Source organism: Enterobacter cloacae complex sp. R_G8 (assembly GCF_024599795.1).
Lineage (GTDB): Bacteria > Pseudomonadota > Gammaproteobacteria > Enterobacterales > Enterobacteriaceae > Enterobacter > Enterobacter dissolvens.
On sequence record NZ_CP102246.1, the window covers coordinates 3,012,926 to 3,030,943 of the forward strand.

The window sequence follows — 18,018 nt, forward strand, 5'->3', positions numbered from 1 at the left end:
GGAGAATACGATGGGAACTGCGCAGCAACGCCCAATACTGATTACCGGTGGAGGCCGTCGTATCGGCCTCGCCCTCGCCCATCACTTTCTCAACCTTCGCCATCCGGTTATCGTCAGCTATCGCACGGAATACCCCTCGATAGACGGGCTACGGAAAGCGGGTGCGACCTGCATTCAGGCAGATTTCTCCACCGACGAGGGCATTCTTGCCTTTGCGGATACGGTCAAGTCGACTACCCATGGTCTGCGGGCCATTATCCATAACGCCAGCGCATGGCTTGCTGAAAAACCCGGTACGTCGCTCAGCGAGACACTCGCCTGTATGCTGCAGATCCACGTTAATGCCCCCTACCTGCTTAACCATGCCCTGCAGGATCTGCTGCGCGGCCACGGCCATGCCGCGGGTGATATTATTCATTTCACCGATTATGTGGTGGAGCGCGGGAGCGACAAGCATATCGCCTACGCGGCGAGTAAAGCCGCACTGGATAATATGACGCGCTCCTTTGCCCGCAAGCTGGCACCAGAGGTCAAGGTGAACGCCATCGCCCCGGCGATGATTTTATTCAACGAAGGCGATGATGCCGAGTATCGTCAGCAGGCGCTGAATAAATCGCTGATGAAAATCGCCCCTGGTGAGAAAGAGGTGATCGACCTAATCGATTATCTGCTCACCAGCTGTTACGTCACCGGCAGAACCTTTGCCGTGGATGGCGGCCGACCGCTGCGCTAGTGGAAGCGGCTCCAGAAGAAAATCAGCACCCAGGCGCTGAGCCCCCAGCAGACCACCGCCCCGCCCAGCGCCAGGGGAAGCCGCAGAAAGCCCGTGAAATACCACAAGGATAACAGGTAGAGAAAGTAAGGGATGATTGACCACATGCCAAACACAATGGTCGTGCGCAGCGCCTCAATGCCGCGTTCCGAGGCAACAACGTAGTGTGCAATGAGCGCAAACGTCGGGAACAGGGGAATCAGCCCGGCAATGTAGTAGTTTTTGGTTTTCGCCAGTACGCCAATCAGTAACACCACCAGCGCACCCAGCGTGGCTTTAATCACCAGCCCCATGCTTTTTCCTATAACAATCAAGTAACAATAAGAGCCAGAATAACGGAACTGACGTTAATTATGAAAGATTAATGGAAGGTTAAGGTTACGCGGTGTATGTTGGCATTTTTCGCGATAACAGACGTTGTATGAATAAGATTGTTTATGTTGAAGATGAGCCCGAAGTGGGGCAATTGATCGCCGCTTATCTGGGTAAACATGATATGGACGTCATTGTTGAGCCTCGCGGCGATCGCGCCGAAGAGGTCGTGGTGCGTGAAAACCCGGATCTGGTGCTGCTGGATATTATGTTGCCCGGCAAAGACGGGATGACGCTGTGCCGCGATCTGCGCGCTCAGTGGGATGGCCCTATCGTGCTGCTGACCTCACTGGACAGCGATATGAACCATATCCTGTCGCTGGAGATGGGGGCTAATGACTACATTCTTAAAACCACGCCGCCTGCCGTTTTGCTTGCCCGTCTGCGCCTGCATTTGCGTCAGCACGCCAGCAGTGAACGCGACGCGCCGGCGCAGTCCCTGACGCCGCATAAAGCGATGCGGTTTGGCACGTTATCCATCGATCCCATTAACCGTCAGGTCCTGCTTTCCGGTGAGCTTATCGCCCTCTCCACCGCCGATTTTGACCTGCTCTGGGAGCTGGCCACCCATGCCGGACAGATTATGGACCGTGACGCGCTGCTGAAAAACCTGCGCGGCGTAAGTTACGATGGAATGGACCGCAGCGTTGACGTGGCTATTTCGCGACTGCGTAAAAAACTGCAGGACAACGCCACCGAGCCGTACCGCATTAAAACCGTGCGTAACAAGGGTTATCTGTTCGCCCCGCACGCCTGGGAAACCTGATCGTGTTGGCAAAATAGCATAACCTGCGCGAAATGAAGGCATGACATGACGATGCCTTTCCTTTCGCGCATTAATGTCTCCGTTTGCGCAACAATTAACTTGCTAAGCCAGCGAACTAATCCATAATTACTTTTCCTGCATTCCTTCTTGAGCTCGCACCGGGCCCGCCACATAAACGTTTTTATCGCGACGCTTTCGCTACCTCTCTCCCATAAAATCTTGAAATGAGGATTTAAGCCTATGACATATGTATAGCTACCATGACGTAGAAGCCATCAAAACCAATCTTGAATGGATTGTGAATCAGGCAACGCTTAACCAAGCCTCCCCTTCGTGTGCCGACCAAAAAGCCCTCTTTGATCTTCTGGAACTGATTCAGTCTTACGAAATATTGTTGGATTTAATTAACGAATTCGGCAGCGCCGTGATTGATGTGCACATAGCAGAAGGCCTGGCTGTAACAGAAACGTTTATCGCCAAGGTCAAAAGAAGCACACACGCTATGTAACGTACTTCTGCACAGCCATGATATTACGTTTGTCACCTGCGGCAGACGTGAAAACACCGGGCGATTTTTCATGTATATTCTGCATGTATCGTTTTTTCGGTGGGATTTCATGAAAAAGCTTTTTGTGCAGTTTTATCTTTTGCTGTTTGTCTGCTTCCTGGTGATGACCATGCTGGTCGGGCTGGTCTATAAGTTCACTGCCGAACGTGCGGGCAGACAGTCGCTGGATGATCTGATGAAAAGCTCACTTTATCTGATGCGCAGCGAACTGCGTGAAATTCCACCACATGACTGGGCGAGAACCTTAAAAGAGCTGGATTTGAACCTGTCGTTCGATCTGCGCATCGAGCCGCTGAAGGATTTCGATTTAGATCCGCCCGCCATGCAGCGCCTGCGTGACGGGGATATCGTGGCACTGGATGAGAAATACACCTTTATCCAGCGCATTCCACGCAGCCATTATGTGCTGGCCGTGGGGCCGGTCCCCTATCTCTATTATCTGCACCAGATGCGCCTGCTGGATATGGCCCTGATGGCCTTTATCGCCATTTCGCTCGCCTTCCCGGTCTTTATCTGGATGCGCCCGCACTGGCAGGACATGCTGAAACTGGAATCCGCCGCGCAGCGCTTTGGCGAGGGGCATCTTACCGAGCGTATTCACTTTGACAGCGGGTCCAGCTTTGAACGTCTGGGCGTGGCGTTTAACCAGATGGCCGATAATATCAATGCCCTGATTGCCAGTAAAAAACAGCTGATCGACGGGATTGCTCATGAACTGCGTACACCGCTGGTGCGGCTGCGCTATCGCCTGGAGATGAGCGAAAACCTCACGGCGGCAGAGTCGCAGGCGTTAAACCGCGACATCGGCCAGCTAGAAGCGCTCATTGAGGAGCTGCTGACCTACGCCCGCCTTGACCGTCCGCAGAATGAACTGCACCTCAGTACGCCGGACCTGCCCGCGTGGTTACGAACGCATATTGATGACGTCCAGAGCGTCAATCCGCAACGCACCCTGTTAACGCGCGTCACGCCGGGAGATTACGGCGCGCTGGACATGCGTCTGATGGAGCGAGTGCTGGATAATCTGATGAACAACGCCATGCGCTATAGCGAAAGCACGCTGCGGATCGGCCTGGACTTGCAGGGAAACCAGGCCCGTCTGACGGTGGAAGACGATGGCCCCGGCATCGCCCCGGACGCGCGTGAGACCGTGTTCGAACCGTTTGTGCGTCTCGATCCAAGCCGCGACCGTGCGACGGGAGGGTGTGGTCTGGGGCTGGCGATTGTCCACTCCATCGCGCAGGCGATGAGTGGCACGGTGCATTGCGGGGAGAGTGAACTTGGTGGCGCATGCTTCTGCTTTAGCTGGCCGGTATACCATAACATCGCCCTTCCTGTTCCTGCCTGACCTTAACCGCACGCTGGCCTGACCCGGCGTGCTGTGCTATACCATGAGTATGTTGTAACTAATGGGGATTCACATGGCGACATACGATCTTATCGAAAGGCTGAACAGCACCTTTCGGGAGATGGAGCATGAGCTGTTAACGCTGACCGAGCGCCTGCAGGCCTGCCGCCTGTTGGCCGCACGGGTCTTTACCCTTCCGGAGGTGGCGAAAGGCGCAGAGCACGATCCGCTGCAAACCATCGACGTCAAACAGCATATCGGTCAATCCGCGCGGGATCTGGCGCTACAGCACTATCGTCGCCTGTTTATTCAGCAGCAGTCAGAAAACCGCAGCAGCAAGGCGGCCGTTCGCCTGCCGGGGGTGATCTGCCTGCAAACGGATGCCGGAACCCGTGAGGCGCTGGAAACCCAGATTACGCACATCAATACCCTGAAAGCGGCATTTGAAAAGATCATTACCGAAGAGTCAGGCCTGGCACCAGCCGCCCGCTTTGAGTGGGTGCACCGCCAGCTTCCGGGTTTAATCACCCTGAATGCCTACCGTACGCTGACGGTACTGCGTCAGCCCGCCACGCTTCGCTTCGGCTGGGCCAACAAGCACATTATCAAAAACTTTACCCGGGACGAGATCCTGGCGCAGCTGGAAAAAAGCCTGAGAGCGCCGCGCACCGTGGCTCCATGGTCGCGCGAGCAGTGGATTGAGCGCCTGGAGCAGGAGTATCACAGCATCGCGTCATTGCCCGCTGAAACGCGCCTGAAGATTAAACGCCCGGTAAAGGTGCAGCCTATCGCCCGCGTCTGGTATTCAGGCCAGCAAAAGCAGATCCAGTACGCCTGCCCAACGCCGCTGATTGCGCTCTATGATGCCGATCAGGGCGCCGTGGTACCGGACATTGGCGAACTGCTGAATTACGATGCGGAAAACGTTCAGCATCGCTATAAGCCTCAGGCGCAGCCGCTGCAGCTGATTATTCCCCGGCTGCACCTGTATGTGGCGACGTGACTATTTCAGGCTGCCGACCATCGCTTCAGGGCGAACCCAGGCATCAAACTCGGCTTCCGTGAGGTAGCCGAGCGCCAGCGCAGAGGCTTTCAGCGTCAGCCCCTCTTTATGCGCCTTTTTGGCGATCTCAGCGGCTTTGTCGTAGCCGATGTGAGTATTGAGAGCGGTCACCAGCATCAGCGACTCATTGAGCAACTGGCTGATTCGCTCGCGGTTCGGCTCAATGCCGGAGGCGCAATGCGCGTTGAAACTCTCCATGCCGTCCGCCAGCAGACGTACAGACTGAAGCACATTGTGGATAATCATCGGACGATAGACGTTCAGCTCGAAATTGCCTGACGCACCGCCCATGTTGACGGCCACGTCATTTCCCAGCACCTGACAGCAGAGCATGGTCATGGCTTCACACTGCGTCGGGTTCACTTTGCCCGGCATAATGGAGCTACCCGGTTCATTTTCCGGGATGCTGATTTCACCAATGCCGCAGCGCGGGCCAGAGGCCAGCCAGCGCACATCGTTGGCGATTTTCATCAGGGATGCCGCCAGCCCTTTCAGCGCACCATGCGTGTGAACCAGCGCATCACAGGTTGCCAGCGCTTCAAACTTATTGGGCGCGGTAACAAACGGTTGCCCGGTGATCGCGGCCAGCTCTTCCGCCACGCGCACCGCGTACTCCGGATGGGTATTTAGCCCCGTCCCCACCGCCGTACCGCCCAGCGCCAGCTCAGAGAGATGCGGCAGGCTGTGCTCAATGTGTTTGAGATTGTGTTCCAGCATCGCCACCCAGCCGGATATCTCCTGCCCAAGGGTCAGGGGCGTGGCATCCTGCAGGTGGGTACGCCCGATTTTGACGATATCACTGAAGGCCTGGGCTTTCTCGTTGAGGGTGGTTTTAAGCACGTTTAGCTGCGGGATCAGCTGTTCACGGATGGCGATCACCGCCGCCACGTGCATTGCCGTCGGGAAGACATCGTTGGAGCTCTGGCTCTTGTTCACGTCATCGTTCGGGTGAACCTTACGCTCCATACCGCGCACGCCGCCCAGCAGCTCGCTTGCGCGGTTGGCCAGCACTTCATTCATGTTCATGTTGCTCTGCGTGCCGGACCCGGTCTGCCAGATGGCCAGGGGGAATTCATCGGGGTGCTTGCCCGCCAGCACTTCGTCGGCGGCATTGATGATGGCGTTGGCTTTGTCAGCCGCCAGCAGGCCCAGATCCAGGTTTACTTTGGCGGCGGCACGTTTGGTCAGCGCCAGCGCCTGAATCAGCGAGACGGGCATTTTTTCAGTTGAAATGCGGAAATGCTCAAGCGAGCGCTGGGTTTGCGCCCCCCAGAGTTTGTCGGCCGGAACGTCGATCGCGCCCATCGAGTCTTTCTCACGGCGATGCGTTGTCATTACTTTCTCCTTGATAATTAAAGATGGGATTGCTCACATGCTTAAGAGATAAGTATTGATGACTTCTGAGAAACGTTATGGCGCTTTGTGCGCTCTTTTTGGTGTCGGGTGGCGTAGCCGCCACCCGGCTTTTTAGCTTACTTCACACATGCCGAACATTGAGAGGACTGGATCTGCTTGAAGAAGTCATTGCCTTTGTCATCCACCAGGATAAACGCCGGGAAATCTTCCACTTCAATTTTCCAGATCGCTTCCATACCCAGTTCCGGGTATTCCACACACTCCAGGCTCTTGATGCTGCCCTGCGCCAGCACCGCCGCCGGGCCACCGATACTGCCCAGGTAGAACCCGCCATGCTTGTGGCATGCGTCCGTCACCTGCTGGCTACGGTTGCCCTTCGCCAGCATGATCATGCTGCCGCCGTTGGCCTGGAGCTGGTCAACATAGGAGTCCATGCGACCTGCAGTGGTTGGGCCAAGGGAGCCGGAGGCATAACCCTCTGGCGTTTTCGCCGGGCCCGCGTAGTAGATCGGATGATCTTTGATGTACTGCGGCAACCCTTCGCCGTTGTCCAGGCGCTCTTTCAGCTTCGCATGGGCGATGTCCCGGCCGACGATGATCGTGCCGTTCAGGGAGAGACGCGTCGAGACCGGATACTGAGACAGCTGCGCCAGAATCTCTTTCATCGGACGATTCAGGTCAACGCGAACCGCTTCACCTTCACCGGCTTTACGCAGCGCTTCCGGAATGTATTTACCCGGGTTGTTCTCCAGTTTTTCGATCCACACGCCTTCACGGTTGATCTTCGCTTTGATGTTACGATCCGCCGAACATGAAACGCCCATACCCACCGGGCAGGACGCGCCGTGGCGCGGCAGACGGATCACACGGACGTCGTGAGCAAAGTATTTACCGCCGAACTGTGCGCCGAGCCCCAGATTACGCGCTTCTTCCAGCAGCTCCTGCTCAAGCTGAACATCACGGAACGCCTGGCCGTGTTCGTTACCTTCGGTTGGCAGGGCATCGTAGTATTTGGTCGATGCCAGCTTCACGGTTTTCAGGGTGCTTTCCGCCGACGTGCCGCCGATGACAAAGGCGATATGGTATGGCGGGCAGGCTGCGGTCCCCAGGGTACGCATTTTTTCCACCAGATAGTTCTTCAGCTTGCCCGGTGTGAGCAGCGCTTTCGTTTCCTGGTAGAGGTAGGTTTTGTTGGCTGAACCACCGCCTTTGGCGATGCAGAGGAATTTGTACTCGTCACCGTCCACGCTGTAGAGGTCAATCTGCGCAGGCAGGTTGGTGCCGGTGTTGACCTCTTTATACATATCCAGCGCCGCGTTTTGCGAGTAGCGCAGGTTGTCTTCGGTGTAAGTGTTATAGACACCGTGCGCCAGCGCGGCCTCATCGCCGCCACCGGTCCAGACACGCTGGCCTTTTTTACCCACGATGATGGCCGTACCGGTGTCCTGGCAGGTCGGCAGAATGCCTTTTGCCGCGATATCGGAGTTACGCAGGAACTGCAGCGCGACATACTTATCGTTTTCGCTGGCCTCCGGGTCGCTCAGGATATCGGCCACCTGCTGCTGATGCGCAGGACGAAGCATAAACGAGGCGTCGTGGAAGGCGTGCTGCGCCAGTAAGGTCAGCGCCTGCGGATCGACTTTGAGGATCTCCTGCCCTTCAAACTCAGAGACAGAGACGTGATCGCGGGTTAACAGGTAATATTCGGTCTGATCCTTACCGAGCGGGAAAGGATCCTGGTAATGAAAGGGTTTGTTCGACATTGTTCTCTCACTTACTGCTTCAGTCTGATTATTTGGGCAGATGTTCCGCTGCCCGCTTAAAAGCGAGTCAGCTTATCCTACACAATTTTTTAACAAAAACTGAGACTAGTACGACTTTTTACATCCGCAGGTTACTTCCATGTGGTTTATTGCTTTAATACCCGGAGTTTATTCCACATTTGAATCAGGGCTTGATAATGCAAAAACTCATCAACTCAGTGCAAAACTACGCCTGGGGAAGTAAAACTGCGTTAACGGAACTCTACGGTATCGCGAACCCGGACAACCTGCCAATGGCAGAACTGTGGATGGGCGCCCACCCGAAGAGCAGCTCAAAAGTTGAAGATGCCAGCGGCCAGGTGCGCGCGCTGCGCGACGTCATTGATGCCGATAAAGCCACGCTGCTGGGCAACAGCGTGGCCAGCCGTTTTGGCGAGCTGCCGTTCCTGTTTAAGGTGCTGTGTGCCGATCAACCTCTCTCCATCCAGGTTCACCCGAACAAGAAAGCCTCTGAAATTGGCTTTGCAAAAGAGAATGCGGCCGGTATCCCGTTAGATGCCGCCGAGCGTAACTATAAAGATCCGAACCACAAGCCGGAGCTGGTCTTTGCGCTGACCCCTTTCCTGGCGATGAACGCGTTCCGCGAGTTCTCCGAGATCATCTCGCTGTTGCAGCCGGTCGCAGGAGCGCATAACGCTATCGCGCATTTCCTGGCAACCCCGAACGCGGAAAGCCTGAGCCAGCTGTTCGCCAGCCTGCTCAACATGCAGGGCGACGAGAAATCCCACGCCCTGGCGGTGCTGAAAGCGGCGCTGAACGACCAGCAGGGCGAACCATGGGACACCATCCGACTGATTTCTGCGTTTTACCCGGACGACAGCGGCCTGTTCTCCCCGCTGCTGCTGAACGTGGTGAAGCTCAACCCTGGCGAAGCCATGTTCCTGTTCGCGGAAACCCCGCACGCCTACCTGCAGGGTGTGGCGCTGGAGGTAATGGCCAACTCCGACAACGTGCTGCGCGCGGGTCTGACGCCGAAATATATCGACATTCCTGAACTGGTGGCTAACGTGAAGTTCGTGGCGAAACCGGCTGCCGAGCTGCTTACTCAGCCCGTCAAAAATGGCGCAGAGCTGGACTTCCCTATTCCGGTTGACGATTTTGCTTTCTCCCTGCACGACCTCAGCCAGACCGAAACGACCATCGCGCAGGAGAGCGCGGCGATCCTGTTCTGCGTTGAGGGCGAAGCGACGCTGCATAAAGGCGAACAGCGTCTGGTGCTTAAGCCCGGGGAGTCAGCATTCGTTCCTGCTAATGAGTCCCCGGTCAGCGTAAGCGGTACCGGTCGCCTGGCGCGCGTATTTAATAAGCTATAGACACTACTGAATTTTTTAACAACTCTTGCTAAGCTAGTGGCAGGCTTTATATCTCCGGGCGGTTTCTACCGCCTGGTTTCATTTTAGGGATAGTCGCAATGAAAAAATCGGTCGTAGCGGTAGGCGTGATTGTAGCGTTAGGCGTAGTCTGGACGGGAGCATCCTGGTTTACTGGGAAGCAGCTGGAGAGCCGTCTGGCTGAGATGGTGGCACAGGCTAACAGCCAAATTAAGCGTGGCGCACCGGAAGCGGGTGTAGAGCTGAGCTATCAGAATTATGAGCGCGGGGTATTCACCAGCCATATGCAGCTTGTGGTGAAGCCCGTTGCCGGAAATGAAAATGGCTGGCTGAAGCCGGGCCAGACGGTGGTGCTGGATGAGGTGGTGAGTCACGGACCGTTCCCGCTGGCGCAGCTGAAGTCCTTTAACCTGATCCCATCAATGGCGTCCGTTCACACCGTGCTGGTGAATAACGACTTAACTAAACCGCTGTTCGATCTGGCAAAAAATGAATCACCTTTCGCGGTGGATACCCGCATCAGCTATGCCGGTGACACCAGCTCGAATATCGCGCTGAAGGCGCTGAACTACGAGAAAGAGAACGAGAAAGTCACCTTCAGCGGTGGCAACTTCACCGTAGATGCTGACCGCGAAGGGAACGTGCTCTCCCTGACAGGGGAAGCGCAAAGCGGTCTGGTCAACGCCGTTAACGAATACGATCAGAAGGTACAGATTACCTTCAACAATTTGAAAGCGGACGGCAACAGCCGCATGACCGACTTCAAAGAGCGTATCGGCGATCAGAAACTCTCGATTGATAAGATTGCCATTGCGATTGAAGGTAAAGAGATGGCCGTGCTGGAAGGCATGGACGTTGATGGTAAATCGGATGTCTCCAAAGACGGTAAGAGTATCAACACTCAGCTGGATTACACCCTGAAGAGCCTGAAAGTGCAGAATCAGGATTTGGGTACCGGCAAGCTTTCGCTGAAGATCGGCAATATTGACGGTCAGGCATGGCATGAATTCAGCCAGAAATACAGCAAAGAGAGCCAGGCGCTGCTGACCGATGCCGCCCTGCAGCAGAACCCGGAAGTGTATCAGCAGCAGGCGATGGCCGTGCTGTTCAACAACCTGCCTATCCTGCTCAAAGGTGAACCGGTGATCACCGTCGCTCCGCTGAGCTGGAAAAACAGTAAAGGCGAAACCAGCTTTAACCTGTCGCTGTTCCTGAAAGATCCGGCAACGGCAACGGGCGAACCGCAAACGCTGGCCCAGGAAGTGGATCGCAGCGTGAAGTCTCTGGACAGCAAGCTGACGATCCCAATGGATATGGCGACCGAGTTTATGACTCAGATTGCGAAGCTTGAAGGGTACGGCGATGACGATGCCGGCAAGCTGGCAAACCAGCAGGTGAAAGGCCTGGCGGCGATGGGCCAGATGTTCCGTATCACGAAGGTGGACGACAATACGATTTCCACCAGCCTGCAGTATGCCAACGGCCAGGTGACGCTCAACGGTGACAAAATGCCACTGGAGGACTTTGTCGGCATGTTTGGTATGCCTGCCCTGGGCATGCCGGAACCGGCTGAACCGGCAGCGCCAGCCGAACCTGCGGCGCCGCAGCAGTAAACGACAAAACCCCTCGCATGAGGGGTTTTTTATTGCCCGTTAACCTTTCCACCCCCCCAGGAAATCCAGCAGCAGCGCGTTCACTTTCTCTGGCTGCTCCTCCTGCGGCAGATGGCCGCACTCATCAATACCATATGCCCGCAGGTTATCCGCCATTTCGGCCCAGACGCTTTGCATATCGAAGAGCTTACCCACTGCGTGAAAATCATTGCCCCACAGCGACATCACCGGGCAGGTAATTTTCACGTCAGCGTCTGCCAGATCCTGTGCCACATCCTCTGCGTTGGCGCGATAGTCAGCCATAGCGCCCCGTACGGCACCCGGCGCCTGATACGCGCGTACATAGGTGTCAAACGCCTCGCCGCTGATGGTAGACGGGTCGTAGGTCCAGTCCGAGAAAAAGTGGCGCAGCCATATGCCTTCTCGCCCCGCAATCAGGGCTTCCGGCAGGTCGGGCACCAGATGAAACAGGAAGAACCAGTATGCACGCGCAATCGAAGCATTCAGATCGCGCGCCACAATGCGCGTGGGCACGTTATCCATCACCACCAGGCGGTCGAGTAACTCGGGATAATCTTTCGCAAAGCGGGTCGTCACCCGCGCCCCGCGATCGTGCCCCACCAGCACCACTTTCTCCAGACCCAGCACGCGCATCAGTTCACGGATGTCACGCGCCATGTTCCGTTTATCATAACCGGATGCGGGTTTATCCGTTTCCCCATACCCGCGGAGATCGGGCGCAATCACGCGATAGTGGCGTGATAAAACCGGTATCTGGTGGCGCCAGGCGTAGTTTGTTTCTGGAAAACCATGCAGAAGGATAACCGGCGCGCCTTCACCCTCTTCGACCACAAACTGACGGATACCGTTTGCCGTTACAGCGTAACTTTTCATGCAAATATCCTCACTTATTTCAGCAGAGGCACGTTAGCCGCACGTTGATAAGGACCGTAATTAACCGGGTTCCAGCGATAGCCCTGCTGCCAGGCGGTGATATGCCCAATACCGGGAAAAGGCAGATGCGCCGCAGCCATCCACTCGCCGTCTTTTGCCAGCGCGTTAAATTCCTTCGCGCGGGATGAGATGGCTTTTTTCGAATCGACGTCGAAACGAATAGACACGTCAGGATGCGGGAACTGGACGGCAGGCACATGGATCAGGTCCCCAATGAAGTTAATGGCCGTTCCCTGTGAAGCAAAACGGTAAACGGTGCTGCCGGGCGTATGGCCAATGGCATAGGCCGTCTGGACTTCAGGAATGGGCGAAGCGGGCGGAACAAAGGTTTTGAGATGTCCTCTGGCTTTATACGATGCCAGCGCACGCCTGGCGATAGCGAAATACGCTTTCGCATTCGCTGGCGCGCTCGCTTCTTTAGCCGGATCGAGCCAGTAATCGGCCTCCCCCTGCGGCACATAAACGGTGGCATTGGGGAACAACGCGTTCCCGTCTGCATCGCTGAGGCCACACACATGATCCAGATGAAGGTGAGTCAGGAAAATCGTATCGACCTGCTCAGGGCGATATCCAGATGCGTTCATATTGCCGATGAGCTGGCCGGCCGTTTCCGCCACGCAGTGGCCACCCCCGCTGTCAATCATGACCAGGTGTTTACCGGTATTCACCAGAAAGGCGTTGAAGGCGGTAGGCATGCGTTCGGCATCGATTTTTTGTTGTGCCAGCAGCTTGCGAACCGCGTCGGGTGAAAGGCCTTGTAACAGCGTAGGCGAAAGGTCGTTATAGCCGTCGAACAGCGCCGTCACCTCGTACTCCCCTACGGCCACGCGATAATAGCCGGGAACCTGCTGTTTTATCTGCGCGGGTACATCGGCCCACGTTGTGCCTGCAAAGAACAGGCTGCTTAACGCCAGCACCGCTTTCAACTTTTTCATCTTCATTCCATATTCATGTTTATCAGGATATGAAGAGACTATGGCAGCGTAACGACAAACAATGTAGATATGTAATTTGATAAGACAGCATAACGAAAAACGAGATAATGAAACTGGAAGATATTGAAGTGTTTGTAGAAGCCGTCAAGGCGGGTAGCCTCGCCGGCGCCGCGCGTCGGCTCTCGATGAGCGCGATGGCAGCTTCACGCGCCCTGACGCATCTCGAAGCGGAGCTGGGGGTTCGGCTGGTACATCGGACCACGCGTTCTCTCTCGCCCACCAGCGACGGGGAGATTTTTCTCCCTCACGCGCAGGCGCTACTGGAAGATAAAAGCAACGCGCTTGCCGACCTGTTTCCCGACGGGACGCACCTTTCAGGACGCCTGCGCATTACCGCCTCAGCGGGATTTGGCCGAAAGATCGTGGCTCCCATGCTGACCCGGTTCATGCAGCAACATCCCGCCCTGCAGGTCGATTTACTCGCGACCGACGAACAGGTTGATATTGTCGGCAAAGGCATTGACGTGGCGTTACGCATTGCGCCGCTGCGCGATAACCGGCTGGTTGCCCATCGCCTGTGCCATAACCCTCGCGACCTCTGCGCCAGCGCGGAGTATCTGGCTATAAACGGTTATCCCAAATCGTTTAACGATCTGGCGGCACACAGTTGTCTGACCACATCTGACACGGTTCACTGGTCATTCGAACAGGGTGAACAGCGCTACAAACAGAGGGTAACGGGCCGATTCTCCGCGAACTCTGTTGAGGCCATTTTCGAAGCCTGCCTCGGCGGGATGGGCATCGCTAATTTGTCTCGCTGGTACGTCGAACCGGCGTTCAGAGAGGGTAAACTTGTACGCATCGTCCTGGAGGATGCCCAGCCGGAATCGCTGGCAGTCTGGGCGGTTTACCCAACCTCGCGCCTGATCCCGGCAAAAGTACGAAAGTTTGTGGAAGCCCTGGAGGCCGAGCTGCTGCGTAATCCGCTTACGCAACAGACCTGAAATTATTTCACCGTCACTAACCGCGCCGCCACAATCTGGTGCCCGGCCTGCACCTCGGCGTTCTCAATGCGCTGCATGATCCTGTCCGCCAGCGTGTAACCCATCTCCCGCGCAGGGGTCGTGGCCCAGACAATGGGCAGATCGTCCAGCGCGTTCTCGCCAACGTCGGCAAATGCCCCTAACGCCACCTGATGGTCGAAGAAAGTTTCAACCCCGCCCTCGCCGCTCTGACGGCCGGCGCGGATCAGACCAAACCAGGCCCCCATCGCAATCACATCGTTATAGCAAATCACGGCGCTTATCGTCGGACTGCTGCGTAGCAGCGCACCGATCGCTTCTGCGGCTTTTTTCTGACTGGATTCACACTCCACCACCCACTCGCTGTGGAACGGTAAACCGTACTTGATCAGCGTCGCGCAATAACCGCCCACCCGTTCGGCGCGGGTCAACGACGAGCTTTTACCGCCGAGCCAGGCAATCCGCTGATGACCGCGACGAATAAGATGTTCGGTCAACATTTGTGCCGCCTGCATGTTGTCTGGTCTCAGGGTATCGGCTTCATCCAGATAACTGGCACGCGACGCAAAGACCAGCGGCACACCTTTTGCGGCCGCACGTTCGCACAATTCACTGCTGACGCCCGACGCTCCGGCAACAATCACCCCATCGACGCCCTGGGTGAGCAGCATGTCGAGCCGGGAAAGAAGCTGGTCCGCCTCGCGCCCACCGTGGAGCAGAAACACCATGCGTCCCTGCGCCTCCAGCGCTTCGGTTAACCCGGCGGTCAGTTCGGCGTAAAAGGGGGACGTCAGGTCACGAACAATCAAGCCAATCACCCCGCTTTGCCCGCCGCGCAGGGCCGATGCCTGGCGGTTACGCACAAAACCCAGTTGTTCAACCGCCTCGTTGACACGCTGACCGGTCGCAGGAGAGATGCGTCCTTTCCCGCTAAGGACCAGTGAAACGGTGCTGACGGAAACGCCAGCCGCAAGGGCAACATCGTTGATGGTGATCTTTTTCGCTACAGCCATGTCTTGGCGTGACTCCCTGATAATGAGTTCGGTAAAACGTTTTATCAATACGTTATCTTTATACTACCAGTGAAAGCCTGGGAATGTGATTTAGCGCGCACTAAAGTTTGATAAAACGTTTTATCTTCTCGCAGCATTGAAGCAGACAAACTGATTTTAACCATAAAGGAGTCGTTTTATGACGGCGAAAACAGCACAAAAAATATCGCTGTGGGAGTTTTTCCAGCAACTGGGTAAAACCTTTATGCTGCCCGTGGCGCTTCTCTCGTTCTGCGGGATCATGCTCGGGATCGGCAGCTCGCTCAGCAGTAAGGACGTCATCACGCTGATCCCGTTCCTCGGGACCCCTGTGCTGCAGGCGATCTTTATCTGGATGAGTAAGGTCGGCTCCTTTGCCTTCAGTTTCCTGCCCGTGATGTTCTGTATCGCCATCCCGCTGGGCCTGGCGCGTGAGAACAAAGGCGTGGCGGCGTTCGCCGGTTTTGTAGGCTACGCGGTGATGAACCTCGCGGTGAACTTCTGGCTGACCGCCAAAGGTATTCTGCCCACGACCGATGCTGCGGTGCTGAAAGCCAATAACATTCAGAGCGTGATTGGCATTCAGTCCATCGACACCGGGATCCTCGGCGCGGTGATCGCGGGGGTCATTATCTGGATGCTGCACGAGCGTTTCCACAATATCCGCCTCCCCGATGCACTGGCATTTTTCGGCGGCACCCGCTTTGTGCCGATTATCACCCTCGTGGTCATGGGGCTGTTTGGTTTGATCATCCCGCTGATCTGGCCGGTCTTTGCGCTCGGTATCAACGGCATTGGCCGTATCATTAACGGCGCGGGCGATTTTGGCCCGATGATCTTCGGTACTGGCGAACGTCTGCTGCTGCCGTTTGGCCTGCAGCATATTCTGGTGGCGCTGATTCGCTTCACCGAAGCAGGCGGTACCATGGAAGTGTGTGGCCATGATGTGAGCGGCGCGCTGACCATCTTCCAGGCGCAGCTGAGCTGCCCAACCACTCATGGCTTCTCTGAGAGTGCGACCCGCTTCCTGTCACAGGGCAAAATGCCAGCCTTCCTCGGCGGTCTGCCCGGCGCGGCGCTGGCGATGTACCACTGCGCCCGCCCGGAAAACCGTCATAAAATCAAAGGACTGCTGATTTCCGGGGTGATCGCCTGCGTGGTCGGCGGTACGACTGAGCCCATCGAATTCCTGTTCCTGTTTGTCGCGCCCGTGCTGTATCTCATCCACGCTGTGCTGACCGGTCTGGGCTTTACCGTGATGGCGGTGCTGGGCGTCACCATCGGCAACACTGACGGCAACGTGATTGATTTCGTGGTGTTCGGCATCCTGCACGGTTTGTCCACCAAGTGGTATCTGGTGCCGGTCGTGGCGGCAATCTGGTTCGTGGTGTACTACGGGATCTTCCGCTTCGCCATCACCCGTTTTAACCTGAAAACGCCAGGCCGCGATGCCGAAACCGCCACCAGCGTTGAACAGGCGGTTGCCGGTACCGTGGGCAAGTCGGGCTATAACACCCCCGCAATTCTGGCGGCGCTGGGCGGTGCGGATAATATTACCTCTCTGGATAACTGCATTACCCGTCTGCGCCTGTCGGTGGCGGATATGTCGAAAGTGGATACCAACGCCCTGAAAGCCAACCGGGCAATCGGCGTGGTACAGTTGAATCAACACAATTTGCAGGTGGTTATCGGCCCGCAGGTGCAGTCGGTCAAAGATGAACTGGCCACCCTGATGCGCACAGTCGAAGCCTGATGCCTCCCCCCTCACGCTGAGGGGGTTTTACTTTAAGGACGTACGTCATGTTTGATTTCTCGACCGTTGTCGATCGCCACGGCACCTGGTGTACACAGTGGGATTATGTTGCTGACCGTTTTGGTACCGCCGACCTGCTGCCCTTTACGATCTCGGATATGGATTTCGCCACCGCCCCCTGCATTATCGAGGCACTACATCAACGTATTGATCATGGCGTGTTTGGCTACAGCCGCTGGAAAAACGATGAGTTCCTGGCCGCAGTGTCGCACTGGTTCCGGCAACGTTTTAACAGCCGGATTGATACTGAAACCGTCGTTTATGGCCCTTCCGTTATCTACATGGTCTCTGAACTGATTCGCCTGTGGTCGATGCCGGGAGACGGTGTGGTGGTGCATACCCCGGCTTACGACGCGTTTTATAAAGCCATTGAAGGCAATGCGCGTCACGTGGTGCCGGTTGCCATGGAAAAACAGGCGACGGGATGGCAGGGAAATATGGCCGCGCTTGAGGCCGCCCTGGCGAAACCGGAAAACAAAATACTGCTGCTGTGCAGCCCGCAAAACCCGACCGGTAAGGTCTGGACGCGGGAGGAGCTGACGCACATGGCCGAGCTGTGCGCGCGTTATAACGTGGCGGTGATCAGCGATGAAATTCATATGGACATGGTCTGGGGAGATCATCGCCACACGCCATGGAATACGGTGGCTCGCGGCAAATGGGCGCTTCTGACCTCGGGCTCGAAGAGCTTTAACATCCCGGCGCTTACCGGCTCATATGGGTTGATAGGCGATGAAGAGAGCCGCAATGCGTATCTGGGCGCGCTAAAAGGCCGTGATGGTCTTTCCTCCCCCTCCGTGCTGGCACTGACGGCCCATATTGCCGCCTATCAGCAGGGTGAGCCATGGCTTGCCGCGCTGCGCGAGTATCTGGAAGAGAACCTGAAATTTATCGCACGTGAAATGAACAGCGCTTTTCCGACACTCAACTGGACGCCTCCCGAGGCGACCTATCTCGCCTGGATTGACCTGCGCCCGCTAAACATTGACGATCGCGCCCTGCAAAAGGTGCTGATTGAGCAACAGAAAGTCGCCATTATGCCGGGATATACCTACGGAAACGAAGGCAATGGTTTCATCCGCCTGAATGCTGGCTGCCCGCACAGCAAGCTGGAACAAGGGGTCCAGCGGCTGATTGCGGGTATCAACACGCTCCTGTAGTTTGTTTGCGCAACGGAATATTCCCTTGCGCAAATAGCTTTTTACCTCGTTTTGTTTTTATAATGTGGCGCACTTTAACCAGAAAAGAGTG

At 56.2% G+C, this 18,018-nt stretch carries 16 protein-coding genes; 10 read left to right on the plus strand and 6 right to left on the minus strand.

Translation table 11 applies throughout. From position 1 onward, the window contains the following. Positions 1-10: 10 nt before the first annotated feature. Complete coding sequence (gene folM, locus NQ842_RS14225) at positions 11-733, plus strand: dihydromonapterin reductase (RefSeq protein WP_014831662.1); 723 nt, start codon at positions 11-13, stop codon at positions 731-733. On the opposite strand, the gene NQ842_RS14230 is transcribed toward folM, so the two are convergent. Beyond that, positions 730-1,065 (minus strand): GlpM family protein, encoded by a 336-nt coding sequence (locus tag NQ842_RS14230; RefSeq protein ID WP_046887923.1) that lies wholly within the window; start codon positions 1,063-1,065, stop codon positions 730-732. The two genes, folM and NQ842_RS14230, sit on opposite strands and share 4 nt — an antisense overlap. A 128-nt stretch (positions 1,066-1,193) precedes the next feature. Here NQ842_RS14230 and rstA point away from each other — a divergent pair, with 128 nt between their 5' ends. From rstA to tus, 4 genes are all read left to right on the plus strand, one after another. Further along, a complete protein-coding gene (rstA, locus tag NQ842_RS14235; protein ID WP_046887922.1) occupies positions 1,194-1,910 on the plus strand; it encodes a two-component system response regulator RstA in 717 nt (238 codons plus the stop codon). Positions 1,911-2,157: 247 nt separating this feature from the next. After that, entirely contained in the window at positions 2,158-2,418 is a 261-nt protein-coding gene (locus NQ842_RS14240) for a hypothetical protein (RefSeq protein WP_014831659.1), read from the plus strand. A 109-nt stretch (positions 2,419-2,527) separates the two neighbouring features. Further along, positions 2,528-3,826, plus strand: a complete 1,299-nt coding sequence (rstB, locus tag NQ842_RS14245; protein WP_046887987.1) for a two-component system sensor histidine kinase RstB — start codon at positions 2,528-2,530, stop codon at positions 3,824-3,826. Between the two features lie 73 nt (positions 3,827-3,899). After that, positions 3,900-4,829, plus strand: coding sequence for a DNA replication terminus site-binding protein (tus, locus tag NQ842_RS14250; RefSeq protein ID WP_046887921.1), 930 nt, complete (start codon positions 3,900-3,902; stop codon positions 4,827-4,829). Here tus and fumC read toward each other — a convergent pair whose 3' ends face one another. Together fumC and fumA are read right to left on the minus strand one after the other, a co-directional pair. Next, positions 4,830-6,224, minus strand: a complete 1,395-nt coding sequence (fumC, locus tag NQ842_RS14255) for a class II fumarate hydratase (protein ID WP_257256002.1) — start codon at positions 6,222-6,224, stop codon at positions 4,830-4,832. It lies immediately after the preceding gene. 137 nt (positions 6,225-6,361) lie between these two features. After that, positions 6,362-8,008, minus strand: coding sequence for a class I fumarate hydratase FumA (gene fumA, locus NQ842_RS14260; protein WP_257256003.1), 1,647 nt, complete (start codon positions 8,006-8,008; stop codon positions 6,362-6,364). A 197-nt stretch (positions 8,009-8,205) separates the two neighbouring features. Between fumA and manA the strand changes: the two genes are divergently transcribed. Both manA and NQ842_RS14270 read left to right on the plus strand, forming a co-directional pair. Next, a complete protein-coding gene (gene manA / locus NQ842_RS14265; RefSeq protein ID WP_063424429.1) occupies positions 8,206-9,381 on the plus strand; it encodes a mannose-6-phosphate isomerase in 1,176 nt (391 codons plus the stop codon). A 98-nt stretch (positions 9,382-9,479) separates the two neighbouring features. After that, complete coding sequence (locus NQ842_RS14270) at positions 9,480-11,012, plus strand: YdgA family protein (RefSeq protein WP_047023674.1); 1,533 nt, start codon at positions 9,480-9,482, stop codon at positions 11,010-11,012. Between the two features lie 39 nt (positions 11,013-11,051). On the opposite strand, the gene NQ842_RS14275 is transcribed toward NQ842_RS14270, so the two are convergent. Then, positions 11,052-11,906 carry an alpha/beta fold hydrolase gene (locus tag NQ842_RS14275; RefSeq protein WP_257256004.1) on the minus strand — a complete coding sequence of 285 codons (855 nt, stop codon included), beginning with the start codon at positions 11,904-11,906 and terminating at the stop codon, positions 11,052-11,054. Positions 11,907-11,920: 14 nt separating this feature from the next. After that, positions 11,921-12,901 carry an MBL fold metallo-hydrolase gene (locus tag NQ842_RS14280; protein ID WP_257256005.1) on the minus strand — a complete coding sequence of 327 codons (981 nt, stop codon included), beginning with the start codon at positions 12,899-12,901 and terminating at the stop codon, positions 11,921-11,923. A gap of 107 nt (positions 12,902-13,008) precedes the next feature. On the opposite strand from NQ842_RS14280, the gene NQ842_RS14285 reads away from it, so the two are divergent. After that, on the plus strand, positions 13,009-13,905 hold the full coding sequence (locus NQ842_RS14285) for a LysR family transcriptional regulator (protein WP_257256006.1): 897 nt from the start codon (positions 13,009-13,011) through the stop codon (positions 13,903-13,905). Positions 13,906-13,907: 2 nt separating this feature from the next. On the opposite strand, the gene NQ842_RS14290 is transcribed toward NQ842_RS14285, so the two are convergent. Beyond that, positions 13,908-14,936, minus strand: a complete 1,029-nt coding sequence (locus NQ842_RS14290) for a Mal regulon transcriptional regulator MalI (RefSeq protein WP_014831652.1) — start codon at positions 14,934-14,936, stop codon at positions 13,908-13,910. Between the two features lie 178 nt (positions 14,937-15,114). Here NQ842_RS14290 and malX point away from each other — a divergent pair, with 178 nt between their 5' ends. Both malX and NQ842_RS14300 read left to right on the plus strand, forming a co-directional pair. Next, on the plus strand, positions 15,115-16,707 hold the full coding sequence (gene malX / locus NQ842_RS14295) for a maltose/glucose-specific PTS transporter subunit IIBC (RefSeq protein ID WP_014831651.1): 1,593 nt from the start codon (positions 15,115-15,117) through the stop codon (positions 16,705-16,707). 47 nt (positions 16,708-16,754) lie between these two features. Beyond that, positions 16,755-17,927 carry a MalY/PatB family protein gene (locus NQ842_RS14300; protein ID WP_257256007.1) on the plus strand — a complete coding sequence of 391 codons (1,173 nt, stop codon included), beginning with the start codon at positions 16,755-16,757 and terminating at the stop codon, positions 17,925-17,927. Positions 17,928-18,018: the final 91 nt, after the last annotated feature.

Coding starts and splice junctions, on each gene's coding strand:
- NQ842_RS14300 (WP_257256007.1), top strand. CDS start 16,755: ATGTTTGATTTCTCGACCGTTGTCGATCGCCACGGCACCTGGTGTACA.
- NQ842_RS14230 (WP_046887923.1), bottom strand. CDS start 1,065: ATGGGGCTGGTGATTAAAGCCACGCTGGGTGCGCTGGTGGTGTTACTG.
- NQ842_RS14240 (WP_014831659.1), top strand. CDS start 2,158: ATGTATAGCTACCATGACGTAGAAGCCATCAAAACCAATCTTGAATGG.
- NQ842_RS14270 (WP_047023674.1), top strand. CDS start 9,480: ATGAAAAAATCGGTCGTAGCGGTAGGCGTGATTGTAGCGTTAGGCGTA.
- rstB (WP_046887987.1), top strand. CDS start 2,528: ATGAAAAAGCTTTTTGTGCAGTTTTATCTTTTGCTGTTTGTCTGCTTC.
- NQ842_RS14275 (WP_257256004.1), bottom strand. CDS start 11,906: ATGAAAAGTTACGCTGTAACGGCAAACGGTATCCGTCAGTTTGTGGTC.
- manA (WP_063424429.1), top strand. CDS start 8,206: ATGCAAAAACTCATCAACTCAGTGCAAAACTACGCCTGGGGAAGTAAA.
- fumC (WP_257256002.1), bottom strand. CDS start 6,224: ATGACAACGCATCGCCGTGAGAAAGACTCGATGGGCGCGATCGACGTT.
- NQ842_RS14280 (WP_257256005.1), bottom strand. CDS start 12,901: ATGAAAAAGTTGAAAGCGGTGCTGGCGTTAAGCAGCCTGTTCTTTGCA.
- fumA (WP_257256003.1), bottom strand. CDS start 8,008: ATGTCGAACAAACCCTTTCATTACCAGGATCCTTTCCCGCTCGGTAAG.
- rstA (WP_046887922.1), top strand. CDS start 1,194: ATGAATAAGATTGTTTATGTTGAAGATGAGCCCGAAGTGGGGCAATTG.
- malX (WP_014831651.1), top strand. CDS start 15,115: ATGACGGCGAAAACAGCACAAAAAATATCGCTGTGGGAGTTTTTCCAG.
- tus (WP_046887921.1), top strand. CDS start 3,900: ATGGCGACATACGATCTTATCGAAAGGCTGAACAGCACCTTTCGGGAG.
- NQ842_RS14285 (WP_257256006.1), top strand. CDS start 13,009: ATGAAACTGGAAGATATTGAAGTGTTTGTAGAAGCCGTCAAGGCGGGT.
- folM (WP_014831662.1), top strand. CDS start 11: ATGGGAACTGCGCAGCAACGCCCAATACTGATTACCGGTGGAGGCCGT.
- NQ842_RS14290 (WP_014831652.1), bottom strand. CDS start 14,936: ATGGCTGTAGCGAAAAAGATCACCATCAACGATGTTGCCCTTGCGGCT.